Below are 20,388 nucleotides of genomic sequence, written 5' to 3' on the forward strand. Positions count from 1 at the left end.
CCAGCCTTCGAAAGAAGAGCGAGGATGTCCGCGGACGGCGAAATCGTGTGGTCCTGGCGCCCGAAGCTGGCGTCAAGCCTGCGGAGGTGTTTCACCCGACCGGGTGTGAGCGCCAAACATCCGCGCGGCGACGGTGGCAATAGAGCTCGTCTCACCGGGGAGATCACGACATAAGCCGTTAAAACCAACCGCGCAGGGAAGGCCGGGATGCTCTCGGCTGCCCTGTGGTCCAACCCGTGTGCGTTTCGCGCACGGACCGCGGGTGCCAGCCGGCACCCGGCCTTCCCTGCGCCCTCTTCCATGAAGCGGGCGGGAAAGTGCAGCAAAACTCGGGCGCAAAGCGCCGCGAGAATGCGGACCCACATCCCCTCGGCTGTTTGACATTCGAACAGGATCGTCACCGCGACTGACCATGTATCGCCCTCACCCTGAGGAGCCGCGCTTGCGCGGCGTCTCGAAGGGCGAGGCGCACCAGCAGGGCCTCATGCTTCGAGACGCGCAAAGCGCTCCTCAGCATGAGGAATTGAGAGCCGTCATTGCGAGGAGCGAGATTTGCCCGGCTTCATCCTTGGCCGTTCATCCTTCGAGGCTCGCGTTCGCGAGCGCCTCAGGATGACGGGACTGTCAATGCCGTCGTTGGGAGCGACTTCGCTGAAGAAGGAGCGAAGGCGTAAGCGAAGCAATCCAGACTGCCTCGGCAGTGACAGTCTGGATTGCTTCGTCGCTATGGCTCCTCGCAATGACGGTGTTGAAAGCGCGAGAATGCGAAATCATGTCTGGCAAGTGGCTCCGCTAAATCCGCTTGACCGTAATGATCTCGCTGCCGGCCTTCTTGATCCGCTCGATGGCCTGATTGGTGTTCTCGATCACGGTGGCCATGTGATGCGCGTTGGCGTGAACGATGGTGCTGGCATCGCGAACGATCGCGACATGCCCCTTCCAGAAGATCAGGTCGCCGCGCTGCAATTTGTCGAACTCGCTTCGCTCCAGCGCGCGACCGAGGCCGGCCTGCTGCATGTCGCTGTCGCGCGGACAGCCAATTCCGGCGGCATTCAATGAGAGCTGGACGAGGCCCGAGCAGTCGATGCCGAGATTGCTCTTGCCGCCCCATAGATACGGCGTGCCGACGAAACGCTCGGCAACGGCAACGAAGTCCGGCTCGCGATGGTCGAGGCCGGCGACATGGATCGTCGGCAGATAGTGGCCCTCGCGCGTGACCATGAAGGCGCCCTGTTCGCGCGTCACCGCAATGCGCGATCCCATGACCAGCGTGTCGGAAGGCGGCAGCTTGATCGAGGGACCGGGAAAGACGAACGTCCGCAGCGCAACGATCTTGTGCGTCGGTGTCGCGAGAGGCCTCGCGAGCGCCGCGTCGGGCAGCCAGCCGACATAGCCGTCGGCCGCAAGCTGGCCCCATGCCCAGCCTTCGCCATTGCGGTCATACACCGTGACGCGCTCGCCGCGCAGCGCCTGCGTCATCAGCATGGCGTCGGAGGACGGCCGCTCGCGCAGCGGGGCGATGGCTTCCGTCACTTCGAACTCCTCGCCGGTGACGAAGCGATCGGCCTTGACCTTGCCCTCGAGATATCCGGCGGCGATGTCGCCTCGCGCCGGGGTGAGCCGCGGATCATCCATAGCGCTCGCTCAGCAGTTTGTAGATCGCGCGCGCCGCCTGGCACTCACCGCCTTCCGGCCGCCCCGGCTTGGCCGACGGCGTCCAGGCGAAGATGTCGACGTGCAGCCAGCTCCTGGCCTGCTCGACGAAACGCTGCAGGAACAGGGCGCAGGTGATCGAACCGGCGAAGGTGCCCGATGGTGCGTTGGTGACGTTGGCGACCCTGGAATCGAGCCAGCTGTCGTAAGCGGGCCAGAGCGGCATGCGCCACAGCGGATCGTTCTCCGCGGTCGCGCAGCGCGCAACGTCCTGCGCCAGAGCTTCATCGCTGGTGTAGAACGGCGGCAGATCGGGACCGAGCGCGACCCGGGCCGCGCCGGTCAGCGTGCCGAGATCGATCAGGAGGTCGGGCGCCTCTTCGTCGGCCAAAGCCAGCGCGTCGGCGAGCACGAGGCGGCCCTCCGCGTCGGTGTTGCCGATCTCCACCGTCAGCCCCTTGCGCGAGGCAAACACGTCGAGCGGGCGGAAGGCGTTGCCGGAGACGGCGTTTTCCACGGCGGGAATGAGAACGCGCAGCCGTATCTTGAGGCTTGCCTGCATCACCATCTTCGCCAGCGCCAGCACGTTGGCGGCGCCGCCCATGTCCTTCTTCATGAGCAGCATGCCGCTCGAAGGCTTGAGGTCGAGTCCACCGCTGTCGAAACAGACCCCCTTGCCGACCAGCGTCACCTTGGGATGAGCCGGATTGCCCCAGGTGAAATCGATCAGCCGCGGAGCGCGGGTCGAAGCCATCCCCACCGCGTGGATCAGCGGCAAGTTCTCGCGCATGAGGTCATCGCCGATAACGCAGCGAAAGCTCGCCGCGAAAGAGCCGGCCAGCGATTGGGCCGCGGCGGCGAGTTCTTCCGGCCCCATGTCGTTCGATGGCGTGTTGATGAGATCGCGCGCCAGCATGGCGGCGTCCGCGATCCGCGTCAGTTCGGCGATGTCGATGCCGTCCGGCGGCACGAGCCTGAGGTCCGGGGCATCGGACTTGCGATAGCGGGAAAACCGGTAGCTGCCGAGCGCAAAGGCCAGCGCGGCCAGCCGGGTATCGTGCGGCGCGTTGGCGAACCGGTAGGTGCCCGGCGGCAACAGCCCGGGCAGCTGGCCGGGCCGGAACAGGTCGAGTGACCTGGCGCCGGGATCCTCGAGGCCGAACAGCACCTGCGCGATCTGCCCGTCGCCGGCCGGCAGTATCAGGCAGGCGCCCGGCTTGGCGGCAAAGGCGCTCGCGACGGCGAATTGCCCGGCCTGCGGCGGCAGGGTTTCGCGCAATACCTCCCATGATGATGTGGTCACAAAAGTGATGGGAATTGCGGAGACGCCGGGCGCGGTCTCGAACACGGAAGGCATAGGGTCGCTCGAACTGGGGGTCGAAGGATCAGGCGCGAAGCAGGCAAGAGACTTCGCAGAGTTTTCGCAAGCTCGCAATCGGCTTCGCCGCGGCCAAAAGCGCAGCTGCTACTCGCAGGCAAATTGCCGTGCTAGGTTCCAGGCTAAGCTTGCCGGGAAGGGCGCGACGTCGGACGTCAGGACCAGGTGCGTCGGGAGGAAACAATGGAAGCTTTGTGGGACGTGGTCGCGTTCATCGGCCATGCGATCGAGGCGATCCTTGCCTATATCGATCATCACCACTGGATCTTCGGTTTCCTCGCCGGAGGCTACATCTTCTATCTCCACGACCGCGCCGTCCATGCCAGATTCGACGCTATCGACAAGCGACTCGACGAGGTGAGAAAGCGCCTAGCCCTCGAATACTGATCGTCCCCGCTCGAGGCTCTCAGCCGGGTCGCGCGTCCGCGGGGGGCCGTGCGGCTGGGCGGCGATGCGGACCGGCAATTAACCGGGCGTTAGGGTTAACAGTCTATTGCTGACGCGTTCGGTTCGATCGCCCCAGAGTCAGAGCGTCATGCGTCAGCAGTTAAGCCTAGCCCGGCTTCTTTCATCCGCGGCCCTGATCGCGGTTCTGGGCACAAGCCTCGGCGGCTGCCAGACCATGTCCGACATCACAGGATCCGTCACGCCGCGGGCCGACACGGCCCCGACGGATCCGGCTCGCGCGGTGGAAGTCTATGGCGAGCGTTACCGAGCCAACCCCAAGGATCCCGACGTGGCGCTGGCCTACGGCCAGGCACTGCGCGCCAACGGTCAGCGCGCACAGGCCGCCGCGGTCCTTGAGAAGGCGACCATCGCCCATCCCGGCAACAAGGCGCTGCTTGCGGCCTATGGCCGCGCGCTGGCCGACAACGGCAATTTCCAGCAGGCATTCGACGTGCTTTCCAAGGCCCACTCGCCTGACAGCCCCGACTGGCGCATCCTGTCGGTGCAGGGCACCGCGCTCGATCAGCTCGGCCGGCACGAGGATGCGCGCCGCTACTACGCCAGCGCGCTGAAGATCGTGCCGGACGAACCCTCGGTCCTGTCCAATCTCGGCATGTCGTACATGCTGACAAGGGACCTGCCCAAGGCCGAACAGGCGCTGCGGCAGGCCCACGGCAGCACGCGCGCCGATGCGCGGGTGCGGCAAAATCTCGCGCTGGTGGTCGGCCTTCAGGGCCGTTTCGCCGAGGCCGAGCAGATTGCGAAGGCCGACCTGCCGCCGGACGAGGCGGCCGCCAACGTCGCCTATCTGAGGGACATGCTGAGCCGCAAGGATAGCCCGCGGGCGCCGGGCAAGACGCCCGTGGCAGCGCTTAACCGACCCAACTGAGCGGTGACTTCCGACTGACCCGCCGCCCGAAACCTGCGGCGGATCGCACCAGCTCTCAGTGCAGCTCCGAAACCTTGATGCCGGTCGGTCCGAGAATGACGACGAACAGGACCGGCAGGAAGAAAAGGATCATCGGGACGGTCAGTTTGGGGGGCAGCGCGGCCGCCTTCTTCTCGGCCTCGTTCATCCGCATGTCGCGGTTTTCCTGCGCCATCACGCGCAGGCTCTGGCCCAGCGGGGTGCCGTAGCGTTCCGCCTGCATGAGCGCCAGGCAGACCGACTTCACGCCTTCTAGCCCGGTGCGGCGCGCCAGGTTCTCATAGGCGACCTTCCGGTCCTGCAGGTAGGACAGCTCGGCCGTCGTCAGCGTCAGTTCCTCCGACAGCGCGATCGACTGGGTCACGATCTCGGCAGCGACCCTGCGAAACGCGGTCTCGACCGACATGCCGGACTCGATGCAGATCAGCAGCAGGTCGAGCGCATCGGGGAAGGCGCGCTTGATGGAGAGCTGGCGCTTGGAGATCGCATTCCTCAGGAACAGCATCGGCGCCTGAAGGCCGAGATAGGCCGCTGCGATGCAGATGCCGATCTTGAGCGGCAGCGGCTTATCAAGATGCGCGACCACGAATACGTACAGCGCAGCGCCACCGAAAAGCGCGATCGGCGCGACGGCGCGGGCGAACAGGAAGGTGACGTATGGGGCGTGACCGCGGTAGCCGGCCATAACCAGCTTCTCGCGGGCGGCCTCCTGCGCGAGCCATTTGGTCAGGTTCAGGTCTTCGACTATCTTGGAGACGAACTGCTTCGGCGTCTGGCGCAGGGAGACCTTCTCGTTCTTGTTCATCCGCTCGCGTTCCCGCTGCCGGATGCGTTCGCGTTCGTTCGCCACCGCCTTCATGCGCTTGGCTAGTCCTTCGCCGGCAAAGAGCGGCATAACCAGCGTATAGACGGTCGCGCTGGCGGCGATCGCCGCCAGCAGCATGGTCATGAAGCGGACGTCGTGAAGTTTCGCGATCAGGAACTCAACCATGCCACACCCTCAGAAGTCGAAATTGATCATCTTCTTCATGACGAGCACGCCGATCGTCATCCAGACCACGCAGCCGGCCAGCATCAACTGGCCGGTCGGATGGGTCCACAGCAGCGAGATGTACTGGGGCGTCGAGAGATAGACGAGCAACATCACGATCGGCGGCAGCGAGCCGATGATGGCGGCGGATGCCTTGGCTTCCATCGACATCGCCTGGATCTTTTCTCTCATCTTCTTGCGGTCGCGGAGCACCTTGGACAGGTTGCCGAGCGCTTCGGAGAGGTTACCGCCGGATTTCTGCTGGATCGAGACGACGATGCCGAAGAAGTTCGCCTCCGGCAGCGGCATCCGGTCGTACAGCCGCGCGCAGGCTTCGCCGAGCGGCATGCCGATCGCCTGGGTCTCGATGATGGCCAGGAACTCGCTGCGCAGCGGGTCCGGCGAGTCGGCGGCGACGACCTTGATGGATTCGAACAGCGGCAGGCCGGCCTTGATGCCGCGAACGATGATGTCGACGGCGTCGGGCAGCGCGGCGAGAAACTTGGCTTCGCGGCGCTTCCTGAGAAAGTTGAGCGCCCAGCGCGGCAGGCCGAAGCCGGCGGCAAAGGCAAGCCCGCCGGCAGCGATCAGTCCGCCGCCGACGAACAGGGCGAGCAATCCGAAAAGGACGGCAAGCACACCGGATACGATCCAGAATTTCTGCGGTGTCCAGTCCAGCCCCGCCTGGGTCAGGCGCACGCTGAGGGGAGCGCTCTGCTCCTTCTGGCGTCGCGCCTCGAGGTCCTTGAGCGTCCCCTCGATCTGTTCGCGGCGCGAGCGCTGGGATTTCTCGGCCTGCCGCACGGCGACCGGCTCGGACCGGGCTATGAATGCCCGCCTGTTCTCCGCTTTCCGTTCGCCGGAAAGATACGGATAGAGGAACACCCAGGCGACGCCGCCGACGGCGGTGGTGGCGAGAAAGGCGAGCGCCAGCGTTTGCAGTTTCATGGCACGCTCCCTTTAGGTTTTCGAGGCCATTTCGGCCGCGTCCAGCGCGGCGCCGAGCCGCTTCTCCTCGCCGTAGTAGCGCGCGCGATCCCAGAAGCGCGGCCGTCCGATGCCCGTCGAGCGGTGCCGGCCGATGATCTTGCCGTTGGCGTCCTCGCCCATCAGGTCGTAGATGAAGATGTCTTGGGTGATGATGGTGTCGCCTTCCATGCCCATCACCTCGGTGACGTGCGTGATGCGCCGCGAGCCGTCCCGCAGTCGGGCCGCCTGGATGATGACGTCGACGGAAGCGCAGATCATTTCGCGGATGGTGCGCGATGGCAGCGAGAACCCGCCCATCGTGATCATGGACTCGCAGCGCGAGAGCGCTTCGCGCGGATTGTTGGCGTGCAGCGTGCCCATCGAGCCGTCGTGGCCGGTGTTCATGGCCTGCAGCAGGTCGAACGCCTCCGGTCCGCGGACTTCGCCGACGATGATGCGCTCTGGGCGCATACGCAGGCAGTTGCGTACGAGATCGCGCATGGTGACCTGGCCTTCACCTTCGATGTTTGGCGGGCGGGTCTCCAGGCGCACCACGTGGGGCTGTTGCAGCTGAAGCTCGGCGGCGTCCTCGCAGGTGATGACGCGCTCGTCGTGCTCGATGTAGTTCGTCAGGCAATTCAGAAGCGTCGTCTTGCCCGAGCCGGTACCTCCCGAGATCAGCACGTTACAGCGGCAGCGGCCGATAATCTGCAGGATATCGGCGCCTTCTGGCGTAATGGCGCCGAACTTGACGAGCTGATCCAGCGTCAGCTTGTCCTTCCTGAACTTGCGGATGGTGAGTGCGGGCCCGTCGATGGCCAGCGGCGGGACGATGGCGTTGACGCGCGAGCCGTCGGCGAGGCGCGCGTCGCAGATCGGCGAGGACTCGTCGACCCGGCGGCCCACCTGGCTGACAATGCGCTGGCAGATATTCAGGAGCTGCTGGTTGTCGCGGAACCGGATCCCGGTGCGCTGAATCTTGCCGGCGACTTCGATGTAGACGGTGTTGGCGCCGTTGACCATGATGTCGGCGATGTCGTCGCGCGACAGGAGCGGCTCGAGCGGACCGTAACCGAGCACGTCGTTGCAGATGTCGTCGAGCAGTTCTTCCTGCTCGGCGATCGACATCACGATGTTCTTGATCGCGATGATCTCGTTGACAATGTCGCGGATTTCCTCGCGCGCCGACTCGGCGTCGAGCTTGGCAAGCTGAGCGAGGTCGATCGCCTCGATCAGAGCGCCGAAGATCGTAGCCTTCACTTCGTAGTAATTGTCGGAGCGGCGGCTCTCCATGACCGGAGGCGCCATCACTTTGGCCGGCGCGAGCGGCGGTGATGACACTGCGGGAGGTGACGCGCGGGAAACGCTCGGCGCCGGGGTGGGCGCCGGTTCCGGCGTCGCGCCACCGGGCTTGGGAGCCCGAAAGTCGAGGTCTGTTCCGCTACGCTTACCGAACACAACACTGCTCCATGCCGCGGGCTACTTTTTCCGCAGCTTCTCGATCAGAGGAGAAAGGAATGAAGATTTTGCCTTCTTGGTCTCGCTGCGCCCGGTCAGGCGCTGCGCGATATGGAGAAACATTTCGATCGTGCGATGATTGGCGGAGATTTCCGCGATCATCTGGCCGTTGTTGGCGGCAGCGCCGAACACCTGTGGGTCGAACGGAATGGTGACGATCGGGTCGCTTTCGATCGCCTTGGCGAATTCGCTGGCATTGATTTCCGGCCGCTTCGGAACTCCGACCTGGTTCAGGCAGTACACCGGCGGGCGGTCGTTCGGCCGCGCCGCCTTCAGGAGATCATAGAGGTTCTTGGTGTTGCGCAGATTGGCAAGATCCGGCGCGGCGACGATCAGGATGTCATCCGCCCCGATCAGCGCGCGCTTGGTCCAGCCCGACCATTGATGAGGGACGTCCAGCACGACGCAGGGCATGGTCGTGCGCAGCGTGTCGAAGATGGCGTCGAAGGCGTCCATACCGAAATCGTAGACACGGTCGAGGGTAGCCGGCGCCGCCAGCAGGCTGAGATGGTCGGTGCACTTCGAGAGCAGGCGATCGACGAAGGCGGTATCGACCCGGTCCGGCGAGAACACGGCGTCGGCAATGCCCTGCGGCGGATCCTGGTTGTAGTCGAGCCCGGCGGTGCCGAACGCGAGGTCGAGGTCGGCAACCACGGAATCCATCGCGAGGTCGCGCGCGACCGCCCACGCGACGTTGTGGGCGATGGTGGAGGCGCCGACGCCCCCCTTGGCGCCAACGATCGCGAGGATACGGCCGACGGCCTTGGCTTCCGGCGCCGAGAACAGACTGCAGATCGACCGCACAACATCGAGCGCCGTGACCGGCGCGAGCACGTAGTCGCTGACGCCGCGGCGAACCAGATCGCGGTAAAGGCCGACATCATTGATACGGCCGATCACGATCACTCGGGTTCCGGCATCGCAGACGGTTGCGAGCTGGTCGAGACCGGCAAGCAGGTCGTTGCGGCCGTCGCTTTCCAGCACGATGACATTCGGCGTCGGCGCGGAGCGATAGGCTTCGATCGCGGCCGCCATTCCGCCCATCTGGAGCTTGAGGTGAGCCTTGCCGAGGCGGCGGTCCTCGCCGGCCGATTGCACGGCCGCCGCAGTCTCCACCGTTTCGCAGAACGCCTGAACCGAGACGCGCGGCGCGGGCGCAATATGCTCCTCGACCGGCGGCGGGGCGGCCTGCGGCTGCTCTTCGGTGGGCTGGCGGGCGTAGCTGATCATTTGCCGGTATCGCTGAGTTTGGCCTTGTCGGATTCGGGATATTGAGTGGTGGTCGTCGTGCCCTTCCGATATTTCTCGAAGGCGGCAGTGCGGCGCACCGTGTAGGGCGGTGTCTCAGCCCGCGGCTGCACGAGATCCGACGGATTGTCGACCATCGCGGCGAGATTGCGCTGCGAGGCGCAGCCGAAATTGTAGTAGGGCTTGTTCTCGAAATAGCTCTTGTTCTTGATCGAAGGGCCGAGGTCCTCCGGCCACAGCCCGCACGGTCCGGCGACCGCCGCGATCTTGGAGTAGCTGAGGCGGATGGGCGGCAACAGACGCGGATCTTCCGGCCGGTAGCGGCGCACGATAACGCCGCGCGGCGGCACGCCGGCGGCCGCGAGCAGCGATTCGATTTCCCGCATGGAGCCGGCGGCTGCGCGCGCATTCGGCGTATCGACCGGAAGGTCGGCCTGAATTGCGCCGGTACCTTCGCGCAGCCAGGTTTGCGCGAGTCCCATGACGTCGGCGCGCTGGGTGGCGGTCAGTCCGCCCCGGGCGTGGCCGACGAAGACCACGATGGACTGGTTGGCCTCCTGGATCGCAATCGGGTGGCGCTGCTTGTAATCGTCGGGAATGCTGTTGGTGGCGACGACGTCGTTGGTGTGCGTGCAGGCGCCGAGCGCAATCGCCGCGCCGGCAAGCGCGCCTGCGGCGCGAAGGGCGGCTTTGCGATCGAGGGGTGGTCTTGTGGTCATCGGTTCTGTCCCCGTTCCGCCTCAGTCGGTAATGAAGCCGTAAGTGCCGCGGTAAGCCCGCGCCGGCTCGACACGGCCGGGTACGCCATAGATTCGGTTGATGTTGCCGAGGAGACCAGCCTGTGGGTCCGAGGGCGCCGCGAAGCCGTCGTCAGGCCGCGACAGATCCTTCTGCGCCACGGCGCGGACCACGTAGGGCGTCACCAGAACCATCAGCTCGGTCTGGCTGTTGACGTAGTCGCGGCTGCGGAACAGCGTTCCGAGGATCGGGAGCTGCATCAGCCCCGGCAAGCCGTTGATCGCCTGCTTGGTATTTTCCTGGATCAGGCCGGCCATTGCCATCGCGCCGCCCGAGGGAATTTCGAGCGTGGTTTCGGCGCGGCGGGTCTTGATCGAGGGAATGGTGAGCGAGTTCACGGTCGAGGAGGTGACCGCCTGGGACAACGTGATCGAGTTGTCGTTGGAGAGCTCGGACACTTCCGTCATCACATGCAGGCTGATGCGGCCCTCGGTCAGCACGACCGGGGTGAAATTCAGGGAGATGCCGAACTTCTTGAAGCTGATCTGGGTGGTACAGACGTGCGTCGTGGGATCGCAGGAATAACCGGCTGGAATCGGGAATTCGCCGCCGGCGATGAACGTCGCCGACTCTCCGGATATCGCCGTCAGGTTCGGTTCTGCGAGCATGCGCACGACGCCGGCACTTTCCATCGCGCGCAGCGTTGCCTGCACCGACGGCGTGGCGCCGAAGGATGCCGTGGTGGCGTTGCCACTGACCAACGCGTGGCCGTAGGCGGTGAACGGATTGGAATTGTTGAAGTTCACCACCGCCGTGCCGTAGCTCAGGCTGGCGTTGAGGTCGATGCCCAGCTGCTTGATGATGGAGCGGGAAACTTCGGCGACCGTCACCTTCAACATGACCTGGTCCCGCCCGCGCACCACGATCGAATTGACGACCTTGTCGGCACCGCCCGCAAGGCGCGCGGCTAGATCGCCCGCTTGCTGCGCCTCGATCGGGGTGGCTGCGGTGCCGGTGAGGATGACTCCGTCGGCGACGCCATCGATATGGATATCCGAGTTGGGGAACGCCTGTTTCAGAGCGGCGCGCACGCCGTTCAAGTCCCGCTTCACCGCGATGTCGTAGGCCGCGATCTGCTGGCCGGCGGAATCGAAGAACACGATGTTGGTCTGGCCCACCGCGGCGCCGATGATGTAGGCGCGCTGCGCAGAGCGGATCACCGCGTTGGCGATCTTGGGATCGGCGACCAGCACGTCCTTGATGTCGCGCGGCAAGTCGATCACCAACGACTTGCCGACGCCGAGCGAGAGGAAGCGCGCGTTCATCTGGCCGTCAGCGGCGATGGGCGCCGCCGCGCGATAATCGCCTGCGACGACCGGTGTCAACGCCGGATTGAGCGTCAGCGCGGTCGCCGCCGAAAAGGACAGGGCGCGGACCAGGAAAGTCCGCATTTTTGCCCCGTTGACCCTGCTCTTCATATCGCGTGCCCCATCGTCACTTTTGTGCCGTTGCCTGGCTGAGGATGCCGTAGCGAATGACCGCGACGGTCTCGCCGCGCCGTGGCGCGTGATCCTCTATCTTGTTGTCCTTGGCGTCGGCGATGCTGCGCAGCGCGAGCGTCAGCGTGCCGCTCTGGCGGGCGCGGGCGAGCGTTTCGGCCTGTTCCGGCTTCAACTCCAGCGTCACAGTCTTGCCGACCACCGCGTTCTGGCCGTCCTTTTCCTTTGGCGCCTGATCGATCGCGAGAACGCGAACGTTCGACAGGATGATCTCGGAATTGACGATGTCGGGTCCGCCGTCCGTGCGATCCGGATTCTTCTCCCGCTTGGAAAGAATCACGTCGACGCGGTCATTGGGCAGAATGAAGCCGCCGGCGCCGGTTTCCGGCGAAATTTCGGTCGAGATCGCGCGCATGCCGCTGGGCAGGATCGCGGCCATGAAGCCTGAGCCCTCGGCCTTTACCAGCTTCTGTTCACGGATCGGTTCGCCCTGGATGAAGGGCGAACGCGCGATCGAGCCGGCGATCTGGTTCGCTGCGTCGGGGCGCTCGTTGCGGCGGATGAAGGTGCTGCTTGCGGTCGCGGCGGGCCAGTTTTGCCATTGCATGTCCCCGGGCTTGACCGTCTGACCAAGCGGGATGTCCGATCTCGCGACAAGGACGTCTACAGTCGGCAGCTGTGCAACCGGTTCGACCGCGGCCGGCTTCTTGTCGTCGGTGCCGCTCGCAAGGTACGCGGCAATGCCGCCGGCGACGATAGCTACCGAGAGGACGCCAATGCGTGCGGTATTCATACGCTTCACTTTCCACAATCACACCGCGACGCTGCCGCCGCCGTGATGGCAGTTGACCAGCTATTCGTCAAAGCATGGTTAATGAGGCGTATCTAAATCGCCTTAACGCAAGGTTTATGCGGCAGTTCTAGCGAATGGCGAGACGCGCGAGGTCGATCGCCTTCACCCATTCCGTTTCCGGATAGACCAGCAACGCGGCCACAGCGAGCGCGATGCCATAGGGGATGCCGCTCTCCTTGGCGTGCAGCCGAACCAGCCAGTCCTGCCCGGCCAGCCCATAGGGCAGGGGCCATTGCCGGAGCTGGATCAGGAGCAACGTCAAGGCGCCGCCGAACAAGGACGCGTAGAGCAGGTAGTTCAGCAGGTGCGCGAAGCCGAACCAAAGCGCCACTGCGGCGGCGACCTTTGCATCGCCGCCCCCGACCCAGCCCATCGCGAAGCAGACGAAGGCCACCGTGAGCACCGCGGCGCCGGACGCGACATGCAGCAGCACATCGTAGGGCGCCATACCGCCGGCGAACGCCAAGATGAAGAAGCCGGCCGCGAGGGCGAGCGACACCCGGTTCGAGATGGTCATGGTGAAGAGGTCACTCGCCGCGGCGAACGCCATCAGAGCCGGAAACAGCAGAAGGCGCGCGAGGTCGAGGATCATGGGCGGTCAATGGTTTGCAGTGGCGGAAATTCGAAGTGTCGCCGAACTCTAGCCGCCGGAAATAAACAAACGGGAAACGTTGCTCCCGACTCGCAGCCGGAAACTCCCACCTGAAGTCTCACCAGATACTGGCAATCCGTGTCGCAAGCGTAACAAGCGCAAGGAGCAGGGCGAGGCACACCAGGCGCGCCGGGCTGACCGTATCCTCCGGTCTGCCCACCAACGCCTCTGACCTGACATCGGGTCTACGCATACGCAACGCTACTCTAAAGGAGGGGCTGCAAGCGCAAAGGCCCCGGATGATCGGGCCGACCATGTCGCCCCGCTCATTTCGCTGCCGTTAATTTGTTCGTGCGCCTTGGAGCGATGCTTTGGAGCACAGTAAATTCCGCACTAATGCAGCGCTGCAATTCGTTTCCATGCGTGCTCGTAGGCCTACGGTTGGTCGACAACGCACATTTCATTGTCCCTTAAACATCCAGGAGTACGCGTCACCGATCTGGCGGATCTCAAGAGGCAGCCATGTTGGATTTACCCCTACAAGTCGCAATGATGATGGGCGAGACGATCATGAAGATCGTTCCCATCACGATCGTTTTGGCCCTGGTTTTCTCGGTGCTCGAGCATTATTGGGCCTGCAATCCGAATATGATGCCGTGGTGGCGCAAAGGCGAACTGGTCACCGATATATGCTACTGGTTCTTTGTCCCGGTATTTGCCCGCGTGATGCGGATCGGATTGCTGATCGTTGGCGCCGCCGCTCTGTTCAATATCCGTGACGCCGACGAGTTGATCGCGTTCTACGAGAACGGCCATGGTCCGCTGTCGCAGATGCCGTTGTGGCTACAGGCGGTCGTGTATCTCGTCGCGGCGGATTTCATGCTGTACTGGCTGCACCGGCTCTTTCACAGCGGCGGGTACTGGAAGTATCACGCCGTGCATCACTCCGCGGTCGAACTGGACTGGATCTCGGCTGCGCGCTTTCACCCGATCAACCTGTTCTTCGGGACCGTCGCGGTTGACGTCGTCCTGCTGATGGCGGGCATCTCGCCCAACGTCCTGGTCTGGGTCGGGCCCTTCGTCACGTTCCATTCGGCCTTTGTCCACTCCAATGTGAACTGGACGCTTGGACCGCTCGGATACGTGTTTGCCACGCCGGTTTTCCATCGCTGGCACCACACCCCGCTTACCCAGGGCGGCAACACCAATTTTGCCGGTTCGTTTCCGATCTGGGATCTGATGTTCGGGACCTACTACATGCCGGAAAACGAGTTGCCGCAGGTCTATGGCAGGGACGAAGCCACCATGCCGCCCGAAATCATCGGGCAAATGGCCTTCCCGTACCGGCGCTAGCCGCATCGTCTACACGAGGCCGGGCGCTTTGCTGTTGCAAAGCGTCCGGTTTTCTTTGCGGTTCTTTCATGAATTGGCGTCAGGTTACCAAGGTCGGGCGCCGGCTCCGCTGCGTATCGCTTATGCCGGCTAATCCACGTCCCGAGGTAGAGTATGTTGTTCGAGTATCTGCGTAGCCGTATGCACGCCTGTCTGGGATGCCTCCTTACGGTCGGCATCCTCCTTTCGCCGGCAGCCGGCCTTGCCGAAGCCAGCCCGGATGCCATTGCCGTCAACGTCGACCAGGCGAAGCTGGTCCGGTTGCCGGGCCGGGTAGCCACGATTGTGGTCGGGAATCCGCTGATCGCGGACGTCACCCTGCAGCCCGGCGGCATGATCGTGGTGACCGGCAAGGGCTATGGCGCCACCAACTTCATTGCGCTCGATCGCGCCGGCGAGGTGCTGGTCGACCGCATCATCCAGGTCGAAGGCCCGACGGACCGCCTTGTCACCGTCTATCGCGGTGTCGAGCGCGAGTCCTATAGCTGCATGCCGATCTGCCAGCGCCGCGTGACCCTCGGCGACGGTGATTCCTACTTCAAGAACACCATGGATCAGGCGGGTTCGCTCAGCAGCCAGGCGAGCGGCAACGCTGCATCCGCGGCTGGCAAGACCAACTAGCGGCTCGATCGGGTCCGCCGCGCGCCAGCGCGCCCGGCGGCTCGTGACCCTATCTCCGCAGCCGGGTTGGTTAATGCTTCCTTAACCGGGCGGGTCCGCGCGGTTCTATTTGGGGAAACACTTAAACAATCAGTTTCGGCTAGTTGTTGCCTGAGATGATCGCTGCCGGGGAACTTCCATTGATGCCGTCGCCCGCACCTTCAAGACTATCGTTCGGCAACACCCTGCGCCGATTCCGCCGCAACCGTCACGGTTCGGCCGCCGTCGAGTTCGCGCTCGTCGCGCCGGTGTTCTTCGGCCTCCTGTTTGCGATCATCGAGACCGCGATCGTCTTCTTCGCAGGCCAGGTGCTGGAGACGGTGACGCAGAATTCAGCGCGAATGATCCTGACGGGTCAGGCCCAGACCGGATCGTTCACGGCCGAGCAGTTCAAGACCTATGTCTGCGGCCAGATCCCCGCGCTGTTTGACTGCGACAAGATCTATGTGGATGTGCAGAGCTACGGCACCTCGTTCTCGTCGGTGGTCATCAACAGTCATATCGACGCCGCCGGCAATTTCGACACCAACATGCAATACAACCCGGGCAACGCCGGCGACATCGTCGTGGTGCGGGTGTTCTATCAATGGCCGCTGTTCGTTACCGGGCTCGGCTACGACATCACCAATCTGGCGGGCAGCAAGCGTCTTCTGGCCGCCACTGCAGCCTTCAAGAACGAGCCCTTCGGGGCGCCCCCATCTCCGCCCCCAACTCCCTGAATCAGAGTGCAGACCGATGCAAGCGATCGCGAAATTGTGGCGTCGAGCGAAGCTCTCGTCAGCCGATTTCATCGAGGACGGAAGCGGACTTGCCGCAACGGAATTTGCGGTGATCGTGCCGCTCATGCTGGTGATGTTCTTCGGCACGGTCGAATTCTCCTCGGCCGTCGCCGTCGACCGCAAGGTGACGCTGATGGCGCGCACCCTCTCGGACCTCACCACGCAGTCGACGTCGGTCAGCCCCGACGACATGGCCAATTTTTTCGCCGCCTCGACCGGAATCATGACGCCGTATCCGACGTCTCCGGTCAAAGCCAGGATCTCCGAACTGTACATCGACCCCGACACCCTGCAGGCCCGCGTGCAATGGAGTAAGGGCAACGGCGCCGCCACGCCGCGTGCGCCCAGCGATATCGTGACGATTCCCTCTTCTCTCGCGATCGCAGGAACTTATCTGATCTTCAGCGAGGTGAGCTACGAGTACAGCCCGATGGCCGGCATCGTGCTGACGACCAAAATCAACTTGAGCGACGTGGCCTATACCCGTCCGCGCCAGTCGACCTGCGTCTTTTACAGTCCCGATACTGCCTGTACGACCAAGTGAGGTCCGGCGCCCGGCCAATCGCCGGTCCAAATGAAAAGGCCGTGCTGTCGCACGGCCTTTTGGTGTTCGGGGAGAGCCGGGCAAGCCCGGAGCTCTTAGCTGGCGGCGCGGAGATTGTCGGCCGAGGATTTGCCGGAACGGCGGTCCGCAACGATCTCGTAGGAGATCTTCTGGCCTTCGCGCAACGTTCCGAGACCGGCTCGCTCGACGGCGCTGATGTGGACGAACACGTCCTTGCCGCCGTCATCCGGCTGGATGAAGCCATAGCCCTTGGTTGCGTTAAACCACTTTACGGTTCCCATGCTCACTGGGGGTAGTCCCTTCTCAGATATACTAGGTCTAAGCCCACTCGCGTGGGCTGGTGAGATCGAATTTTTGGAAGGGTCGTCAGCGTGTCTGAACCGGCTGTACCGGTGGATGCTAATGTCGTCCGGCTGAAAATCGATACCCTATAATATTGGATGCTGGCCTTCAAAACAATCCTGACGTGCACGATTTTTTGATCCGTCGCATTGCGATGCGACGGTTCCCGCGCGCGTCGTGATTCGCTTAAAGCCCGAATGCGCTCACCTGCGACGGAACTGGCCCCCACGTTGGGCCGCTCCCCGCGGCGGACCGCCGGCGCCGGGGCGCTCGTCCTTGTGGCGGAAGATAAGCCGGCCCTTTTCCAGGTCGTAGGGCGACATTTCCACCGTCACGCGGTCACCCGCGAGGGTCTTGATCCGGTTCTTCTTCATCTTGCCTGCGGTGTAGGCGACGATCTCGTGTCCGGTGTCCAGCTGCACGCGATAGCGTGCGTCGGGGAGGATTTCTGTGACCAGTCCTTCGAACTGGATCAGCTCTTCCTTAGCCATGGTTATCTCCAGATCGATAGACGGCTAGTGCGAACGTGGGTTGCGGTTCGGCCGGCTGCGGCCCTCACGGCGCAAAAAGGCAACGCCTTGTATCCCTTCAGGCTTGCCGGCGCCATGCGCAGGACGCTGATCCGGCCGATCGGTTGGTGAAGCGGGCATATTACCACCAGAACGGTGGCGTCGGCGAGAGCCTTTCGCGTTCGAGCCTTTCGTGTTCGATCCGGCTTCCCCGAACCGCGGTGCATGCGTTCGCGACGGCGGACGGCCGGCACGGTGTTGCGCCGGGGCAGGAGCTGCTTCCCGACTGCCGGGCGTGCGGCGATCCTCGCGCGCCAGGGCGATGCGGATCAGTCGCTCGATGTCGCGGAGATAGCCAAGCTCCTCGGCGCCAGCGACCAGCGAAATCGCGGTGCCCTCGGCGCCGGCACGCGCAGTGCGGCCTATGCGGTGAACGTAGGTCTCTGGGACGTTCGGCAGGTCGAAATTGATCACATGGCTGATGCCGTCAACATCGATGCCGCGGGCGGCGATGTCGGTGGCGACCAGTGTGCGCACTTCGCCGCAACGGAAGGCGGCGAGCACCCGCTCGCGATGGTTCTGCGACTTGTTGCCGTGAATGGCGTGGGCGGCAATGCCGGCCTTGGCAAGGCTTTTCACCACCTTGTCGGCGCCGTGCTTGGTGCGTGTGAACACCAGCGCACGATCGACCGGTTCCTGCTTGAGCAGTTGGGCAAGGAAGGCAGGCTTTGCCGAATGGTCGACCTGGACGATGCGCTGGTTGATGCGCTCGGCGGTCGACGAGACCGGGGTAACGGCGACGCGGGCGGGGTCGCGCAGCATCTGCTCGGCGAGCTCGGCGATGTCCTTCGGCATGGTGGCCGAGAAGAACAGGGTCTGCCGCTTGATCGGCAGCTTGGCGACGATCTTCCGGATGTCGTTGATGAAACCCATGTCCAGCATGCGGTCGGCCTCGTCGAGCACGAGAAACTCGACCTGGCTGAGCTTGAGGCCGTTGCTTTGCACAAGGTCGAGCAGGCGGCCAGGGGTGGCCACCAGGACCTCGACTCCCGGCATGACCGAACGCACCTGCCGGCCTATCGGTACGCCGCCGATGGCCAGTGCCGCGGTAAGGTGGATGTGACGGCCATAGGCCTTGAAACTGTCGAGGATCTGACCGGAGAGTTCCCTGGTCGGGCTGAGGACGAGGACCCGGCAGGTCTTCGTCTGCGGCTTGGTCCGGTGCTGCAGAATCCGGTGCAGGATCGGCAGCGCGAAGGCCGCCGTCTTTCCCGTGCCGGTCTGGGCGATGCCGACGACATCGCGGCCGGCCAGGGCCAGCGGGATGGTTTGAGCCTGAATCGGGGTGGGGGTGAGATAGTTCTCTTCACGAAGCGCACGCGAGAGGGGATCGGCAAGGCCGAAATCCGAAAAGGAAGTCAAAAGATGGGTTCTTTCCATAACGAACGCGGCGCCCGGCATCGTCGCGGGGCGCGCGCGAGGGATTCACGGACACCCGCGTGTTTGGGGCGTCGGATCATTGGCTGAAGGGCAAGCCAGAGGCCCAAAGGGGGGCTCAGAACACGCGGCTCGCAGTGACCCTTTGATTCGCAAGGGCTCGTAAGTGTCATATGGAACAGGAAGGCGGCAGTTTCAAGGTCGAAGCTGCATCGCAAGCGCTGTTGCAAAACAGTGGCAAAGCGGGACGACTCAAACTGCTAAAATCTTAGACACAAGGGCGATTCTGCTCAAGAATTATACAGCCTGCCGCATGCGCATACATTTCGCTAGCTCAAGAAGTAGGCAAACAAAGCGCGCCAACTCTTCGCAAAAACCGTAATTAGTTTGTCGGCTCAATGGGTTGCATGAGGCCCGAGCCATGGCACGGTTCTTGCGATTCTCTTAACCGCAGGCGGCCGTGGGGCCGTTCGCAGCGTTTTCACGCCTGCGTCAGGGAGATGATATCTCATGCGTACTGAATCTACTCACGATATAGCGGCGCCGTTCAGCCGCCGTCGCTGGTTGGCAGCGACCGCCGGACTGGTACTCGGTCTGGCTTCTTTCACCGGCGCCAAGGCCGCCGACGACACCATCAAGGTCGGCGTGCTGCACTCGCTCTCCGGCACCATGGCCATTAGCGAAACCACGCTGAAAGATACTGTCCTCTTCCTGATCGACGAGCAGAACAAGAAGGGCGGCCTGCTCGGCAAGAAGCTCGAGGCTGTCGTCGTCGACCCCGCCTCCAACTGGCCGCTGTTCGCCGAAAAGGCGCGCGAGCTGATCACCAAGAACAAGGTCGCCGTCGTGTTCGGCTGCTGGACCTCGGTGTCGCGCAAGTCCGTGCTCCCGGTGTTCAAGGAGCTGAACAGCATCCTGTTCTATCCGGTCCAGTACGAGGGTGAGGAGAGCGAGCGCAACGTGTTTTACACGGGCGCCGCGCCGAACCAGCAGGCGATCCCTGCCGTCGACTACCTGATGAAGGACGAGAAGGTGAAGCGCTGGGTGCTGGCCGGCACCGACTACGTCTATCCGCGCACCACCAACAAGATCCTCGAAGCCTACTTGAAGTCGAAAGGCGTCAAGCAGGAAGACATCATGATCAACTACACGCCATTCGGTCATTCCGACTGGCAGACGATCGTGGCCGATATCAAGAAGTTCGGCTCGGCCGGCAAGAAGACGGCGGTGGTCTCCACCATCAACGGCGACGCCAACGTTCCCTTCTACAAGGAGCTCGGCAACCAGGGCATCAAGGCGACCGATATTCCGGTGGTCGCGTTCTCGGTAGGTGAGGAAGAACTCGCCGGTATCGACACCAAGCCGCTGCTCGGCCATCTCGCCGCCTGGAACTACTTCCAGTCGATCAAGTCGCCCGAGAACGAGAAGTTCATCAAGGCCTGGCAGGCCTACACCAAGAATCCGAAGCGCGTGACCAACGATCCGATGGAAGCGCACGTCATCGGCTTCGACATGTGGGTCAAGGCGGTCGAGAAGGTGAAGTCGACCGATCCGGACAAGGTCATCGACGCTCTGCCGGGTATCGAAGCCAAGAACCTGACCGGCGGCGTGTCGAAGATGCTGCCGAATCACCACATCACCAAGCCGGTGTTCATCGGCGAGATCAAGGGCAACGGCCAGTTCGACGTGGTTTGGAAGACCAAGGACCTCGTCCCCGGCGATGCGTGGTCGAAGGAGCTGGAAGGCTCCAGGGACCTGATCGGCGACTGGGTCGGCAAGAAGTGCGGCAACTTCAACGTCAAGACCAACAAGTGCCTCGGTTCGGGCTCCTGATCCGAACGTAGTTGCACG

The 20,388-nt window shown here is 63.6% G+C and carries 20 protein-coding genes; 7 read left to right on the plus strand and 13 right to left on the minus strand.

The window, feature by feature from the left end:
* Positions 1-792 precede the first annotated feature (792 nt).
* Positions 793-1,635: an NlpC/P60 family protein gene (locus HY852_RS26615; RefSeq protein ID WP_291607935.1), complete on the minus strand. Its 843-nt coding sequence runs from the start codon at positions 1,633-1,635 to the stop codon at positions 793-795.
* Positions 1,628-3,010 (minus strand): M17 family metallopeptidase, encoded by a 1,383-nt coding sequence (locus HY852_RS26620; RefSeq protein WP_291607936.1) that lies wholly within the window; start codon positions 3,008-3,010, stop codon positions 1,628-1,630. Before HY852_RS26620 ends, HY852_RS26615 begins: the two co-directional genes overlap by 8 nt.
* Positions 3,011-3,214: 204 nt before the next feature.
* On the opposite strand from HY852_RS26620, the gene HY852_RS26625 reads away from it, so the two are divergent.
* Entirely contained in the window at positions 3,215-3,418 is a 204-nt protein-coding gene (locus tag HY852_RS26625; protein WP_291607937.1) for a hypothetical protein, read from the plus strand.
* Between the two features lie 148 nt (positions 3,419-3,566).
* Positions 3,567-4,367, plus strand: coding sequence for a tetratricopeptide repeat protein (locus HY852_RS26630; protein ID WP_291607938.1), 801 nt, complete (start codon positions 3,567-3,569; stop codon positions 4,365-4,367).
* A gap of 55 nt (positions 4,368-4,422) precedes the next feature.
* Here HY852_RS26630 and HY852_RS26635 read toward each other — a convergent pair whose 3' ends face one another.
* The 8 genes from HY852_RS26635 to HY852_RS26670 all read right to left on the minus strand — a co-directional run bounded on the left by HY852_RS26635 (position 4,423) and on the right by HY852_RS26670 (position 12,853).
* The gene (locus HY852_RS26635; protein ID WP_291607939.1) at positions 4,423-5,397 is read right to left on the minus strand and encodes a type II secretion system F family protein; all 975 of its coding nucleotides are present in this window, start codon (positions 5,395-5,397) and stop codon (positions 4,423-4,425) included.
* 9 nt (positions 5,398-5,406) lie between these two features.
* Positions 5,407-6,384, minus strand: a complete 978-nt coding sequence (locus HY852_RS26640) for a type II secretion system F family protein (protein ID WP_291607940.1) — start codon at positions 6,382-6,384, stop codon at positions 5,407-5,409.
* 12 nt (positions 6,385-6,396) lie between these two features.
* The gene (locus HY852_RS26645) at positions 6,397-7,863 is read right to left on the minus strand and encodes a CpaF family protein (protein WP_291607941.1); all 1,467 of its coding nucleotides are present in this window, start codon (positions 7,861-7,863) and stop codon (positions 6,397-6,399) included.
* Between the two features lie 21 nt (positions 7,864-7,884).
* Entirely contained in the window at positions 7,885-9,153 is a 1,269-nt protein-coding gene (locus HY852_RS26650; protein ID WP_291607942.1) for an AAA family ATPase, read from the minus strand.
* On the minus strand, positions 9,150-9,890 hold the full coding sequence (locus HY852_RS26655; protein ID WP_291607943.1) for a CpaD family pilus assembly protein: 741 nt from the start codon (positions 9,888-9,890) through the stop codon (positions 9,150-9,152). Before HY852_RS26655 ends, HY852_RS26650 begins: the two co-directional genes overlap by 4 nt.
* Before the next feature lie 21 nt (positions 9,891-9,911).
* Positions 9,912-11,387: a type II and III secretion system protein family protein gene (locus HY852_RS26660; protein ID WP_291607944.1), complete on the minus strand. Its 1,476-nt coding sequence runs from the start codon at positions 11,385-11,387 to the stop codon at positions 9,912-9,914.
* 16 nt (positions 11,388-11,403) lie between these two features.
* Positions 11,404-12,201, minus strand: a complete 798-nt coding sequence (cpaB, locus tag HY852_RS26665; RefSeq protein WP_291607945.1) for a Flp pilus assembly protein CpaB — start codon at positions 12,199-12,201, stop codon at positions 11,404-11,406.
* A 127-nt stretch (positions 12,202-12,328) separates the two neighbouring features.
* A complete protein-coding gene (locus HY852_RS26670) occupies positions 12,329-12,853 on the minus strand; it encodes a prepilin peptidase (RefSeq protein WP_291607946.1) in 525 nt (174 codons plus the stop codon).
* A 522-nt stretch (positions 12,854-13,375) separates the two neighbouring features.
* Between HY852_RS26670 and HY852_RS26675 the strand changes: the two genes are divergently transcribed.
* The 4 genes from HY852_RS26675 to HY852_RS26690 all read left to right on the plus strand — a co-directional run bounded on the left by HY852_RS26675 (position 13,376) and on the right by HY852_RS26690 (position 16,228).
* Entirely contained in the window at positions 13,376-14,206 is an 831-nt protein-coding gene (locus HY852_RS26675; protein ID WP_291607947.1) for a sterol desaturase family protein, read from the plus strand.
* A gap of 153 nt (positions 14,207-14,359) precedes the next feature.
* Positions 14,360-14,866: a pilus assembly protein N-terminal domain-containing protein gene (locus HY852_RS26680; RefSeq protein WP_291607948.1), complete on the plus strand. Its 507-nt coding sequence runs from the start codon at positions 14,360-14,362 to the stop codon at positions 14,864-14,866.
* 182 nt (positions 14,867-15,048) lie between these two features.
* Positions 15,049-15,624 carry a TadE/TadG family type IV pilus assembly protein gene (locus HY852_RS26685; protein ID WP_291607949.1) on the plus strand — a complete coding sequence of 192 codons (576 nt, stop codon included), beginning with the start codon at positions 15,049-15,051 and terminating at the stop codon, positions 15,622-15,624.
* A 16-nt stretch (positions 15,625-15,640) separates the two neighbouring features.
* Complete coding sequence (locus HY852_RS26690; RefSeq protein WP_291607951.1) at positions 15,641-16,228, plus strand: TadE family protein; 588 nt, start codon at positions 15,641-15,643, stop codon at positions 16,226-16,228.
* A gap of 95 nt (positions 16,229-16,323) precedes the next feature.
* Here HY852_RS26690 and HY852_RS26695 read toward each other — a convergent pair whose 3' ends face one another.
* From HY852_RS26695 to HY852_RS26705, 3 genes are all read right to left on the minus strand, one after another.
* Positions 16,324-16,536, minus strand: a complete 213-nt coding sequence (locus tag HY852_RS26695) for a cold-shock protein (protein ID WP_291607952.1) — start codon at positions 16,534-16,536, stop codon at positions 16,324-16,326.
* A gap of 258 nt (positions 16,537-16,794) precedes the next feature.
* Entirely contained in the window at positions 16,795-17,082 is a 288-nt protein-coding gene (gene infA / locus HY852_RS26700; protein WP_291607953.1) for a translation initiation factor IF-1, read from the minus strand.
* 24 nt (positions 17,083-17,106) lie between these two features.
* The gene (locus HY852_RS26705) at positions 17,107-18,540 is read right to left on the minus strand and encodes a DEAD/DEAH box helicase (RefSeq protein ID WP_291607954.1); all 1,434 of its coding nucleotides are present in this window, start codon (positions 18,538-18,540) and stop codon (positions 17,107-17,109) included.
* Positions 18,541-19,047: 507 nt separating this feature from the next.
* On the opposite strand from HY852_RS26705, the gene urtA reads away from it, so the two are divergent.
* Positions 19,048-20,370 (plus strand): urea ABC transporter substrate-binding protein, encoded by a 1,323-nt coding sequence (gene urtA, locus HY852_RS26710; RefSeq protein WP_291607955.1) that lies wholly within the window; start codon positions 19,048-19,050, stop codon positions 20,368-20,370.
* The last annotated feature ends 18 nt before the right edge of the window (positions 20,371-20,388 follow it).

It is taken from the genome of Bradyrhizobium sp. (assembly GCF_016213215.1).
Classification (GTDB): Bacteria; Pseudomonadota; Alphaproteobacteria; order Rhizobiales; family Xanthobacteraceae; genus Bradyrhizobium.

Coding starts and splice junctions, on each gene's coding strand:
- HY852_RS26640 (WP_291607940.1), bottom strand. CDS start 6,384: ATGAAACTGCAAACGCTGGCGCTCGCCTTTCTCGCCACCACCGCCGTC.
- cpaB (WP_291607945.1), bottom strand. CDS start 12,201: ATGAATACCGCACGCATTGGCGTCCTCTCGGTAGCTATCGTCGCCGGC.
- HY852_RS26655 (WP_291607943.1), bottom strand. CDS start 9,890: ATGACCACAAGACCACCCCTCGATCGCAAAGCCGCCCTTCGCGCCGCA.
- HY852_RS26635 (WP_291607939.1), bottom strand. CDS start 5,397: ATGGTTGAGTTCCTGATCGCGAAACTTCACGACGTCCGCTTCATGACC.
- HY852_RS26625 (WP_291607937.1), top strand. CDS start 3,215: ATGGAAGCTTTGTGGGACGTGGTCGCGTTCATCGGCCATGCGATCGAG.
- HY852_RS26615 (WP_291607935.1), bottom strand. CDS start 1,635: ATGGATGATCCGCGGCTCACCCCGGCGCGAGGCGACATCGCCGCCGGA.
- HY852_RS26660 (WP_291607944.1), bottom strand. CDS start 11,387: ATGAAGAGCAGGGTCAACGGGGCAAAAATGCGGACTTTCCTGGTCCGC.
- HY852_RS26650 (WP_291607942.1), bottom strand. CDS start 9,153: ATGATCAGCTACGCCCGCCAGCCCACCGAAGAGCAGCCGCAGGCCGCC.
- HY852_RS26705 (WP_291607954.1), bottom strand. CDS start 18,540: ATGGAAAGAACCCATCTTTTGACTTCCTTTTCGGATTTCGGCCTTGCC.
- HY852_RS26675 (WP_291607947.1), top strand. CDS start 13,376: ATGTTGGATTTACCCCTACAAGTCGCAATGATGATGGGCGAGACGATC.
- HY852_RS26690 (WP_291607951.1), top strand. CDS start 15,641: ATGCAAGCGATCGCGAAATTGTGGCGTCGAGCGAAGCTCTCGTCAGCC.
- HY852_RS26680 (WP_291607948.1), top strand. CDS start 14,360: ATGTTGTTCGAGTATCTGCGTAGCCGTATGCACGCCTGTCTGGGATGC.
- urtA (WP_291607955.1), top strand. CDS start 19,048: ATGCGTACTGAATCTACTCACGATATAGCGGCGCCGTTCAGCCGCCGT.
- HY852_RS26685 (WP_291607949.1), top strand. CDS start 15,049: ATGCCGTCGCCCGCACCTTCAAGACTATCGTTCGGCAACACCCTGCGC.
- HY852_RS26670 (WP_291607946.1), bottom strand. CDS start 12,853: ATGATCCTCGACCTCGCGCGCCTTCTGCTGTTTCCGGCTCTGATGGCG.
- HY852_RS26620 (WP_291607936.1), bottom strand. CDS start 3,010: ATGCCTTCCGTGTTCGAGACCGCGCCCGGCGTCTCCGCAATTCCCATC.
- HY852_RS26630 (WP_291607938.1), top strand. CDS start 3,567: ATGCGTCAGCAGTTAAGCCTAGCCCGGCTTCTTTCATCCGCGGCCCTG.
- infA (WP_291607953.1), bottom strand. CDS start 17,082: ATGGCTAAGGAAGAGCTGATCCAGTTCGAAGGACTGGTCACAGAAATC.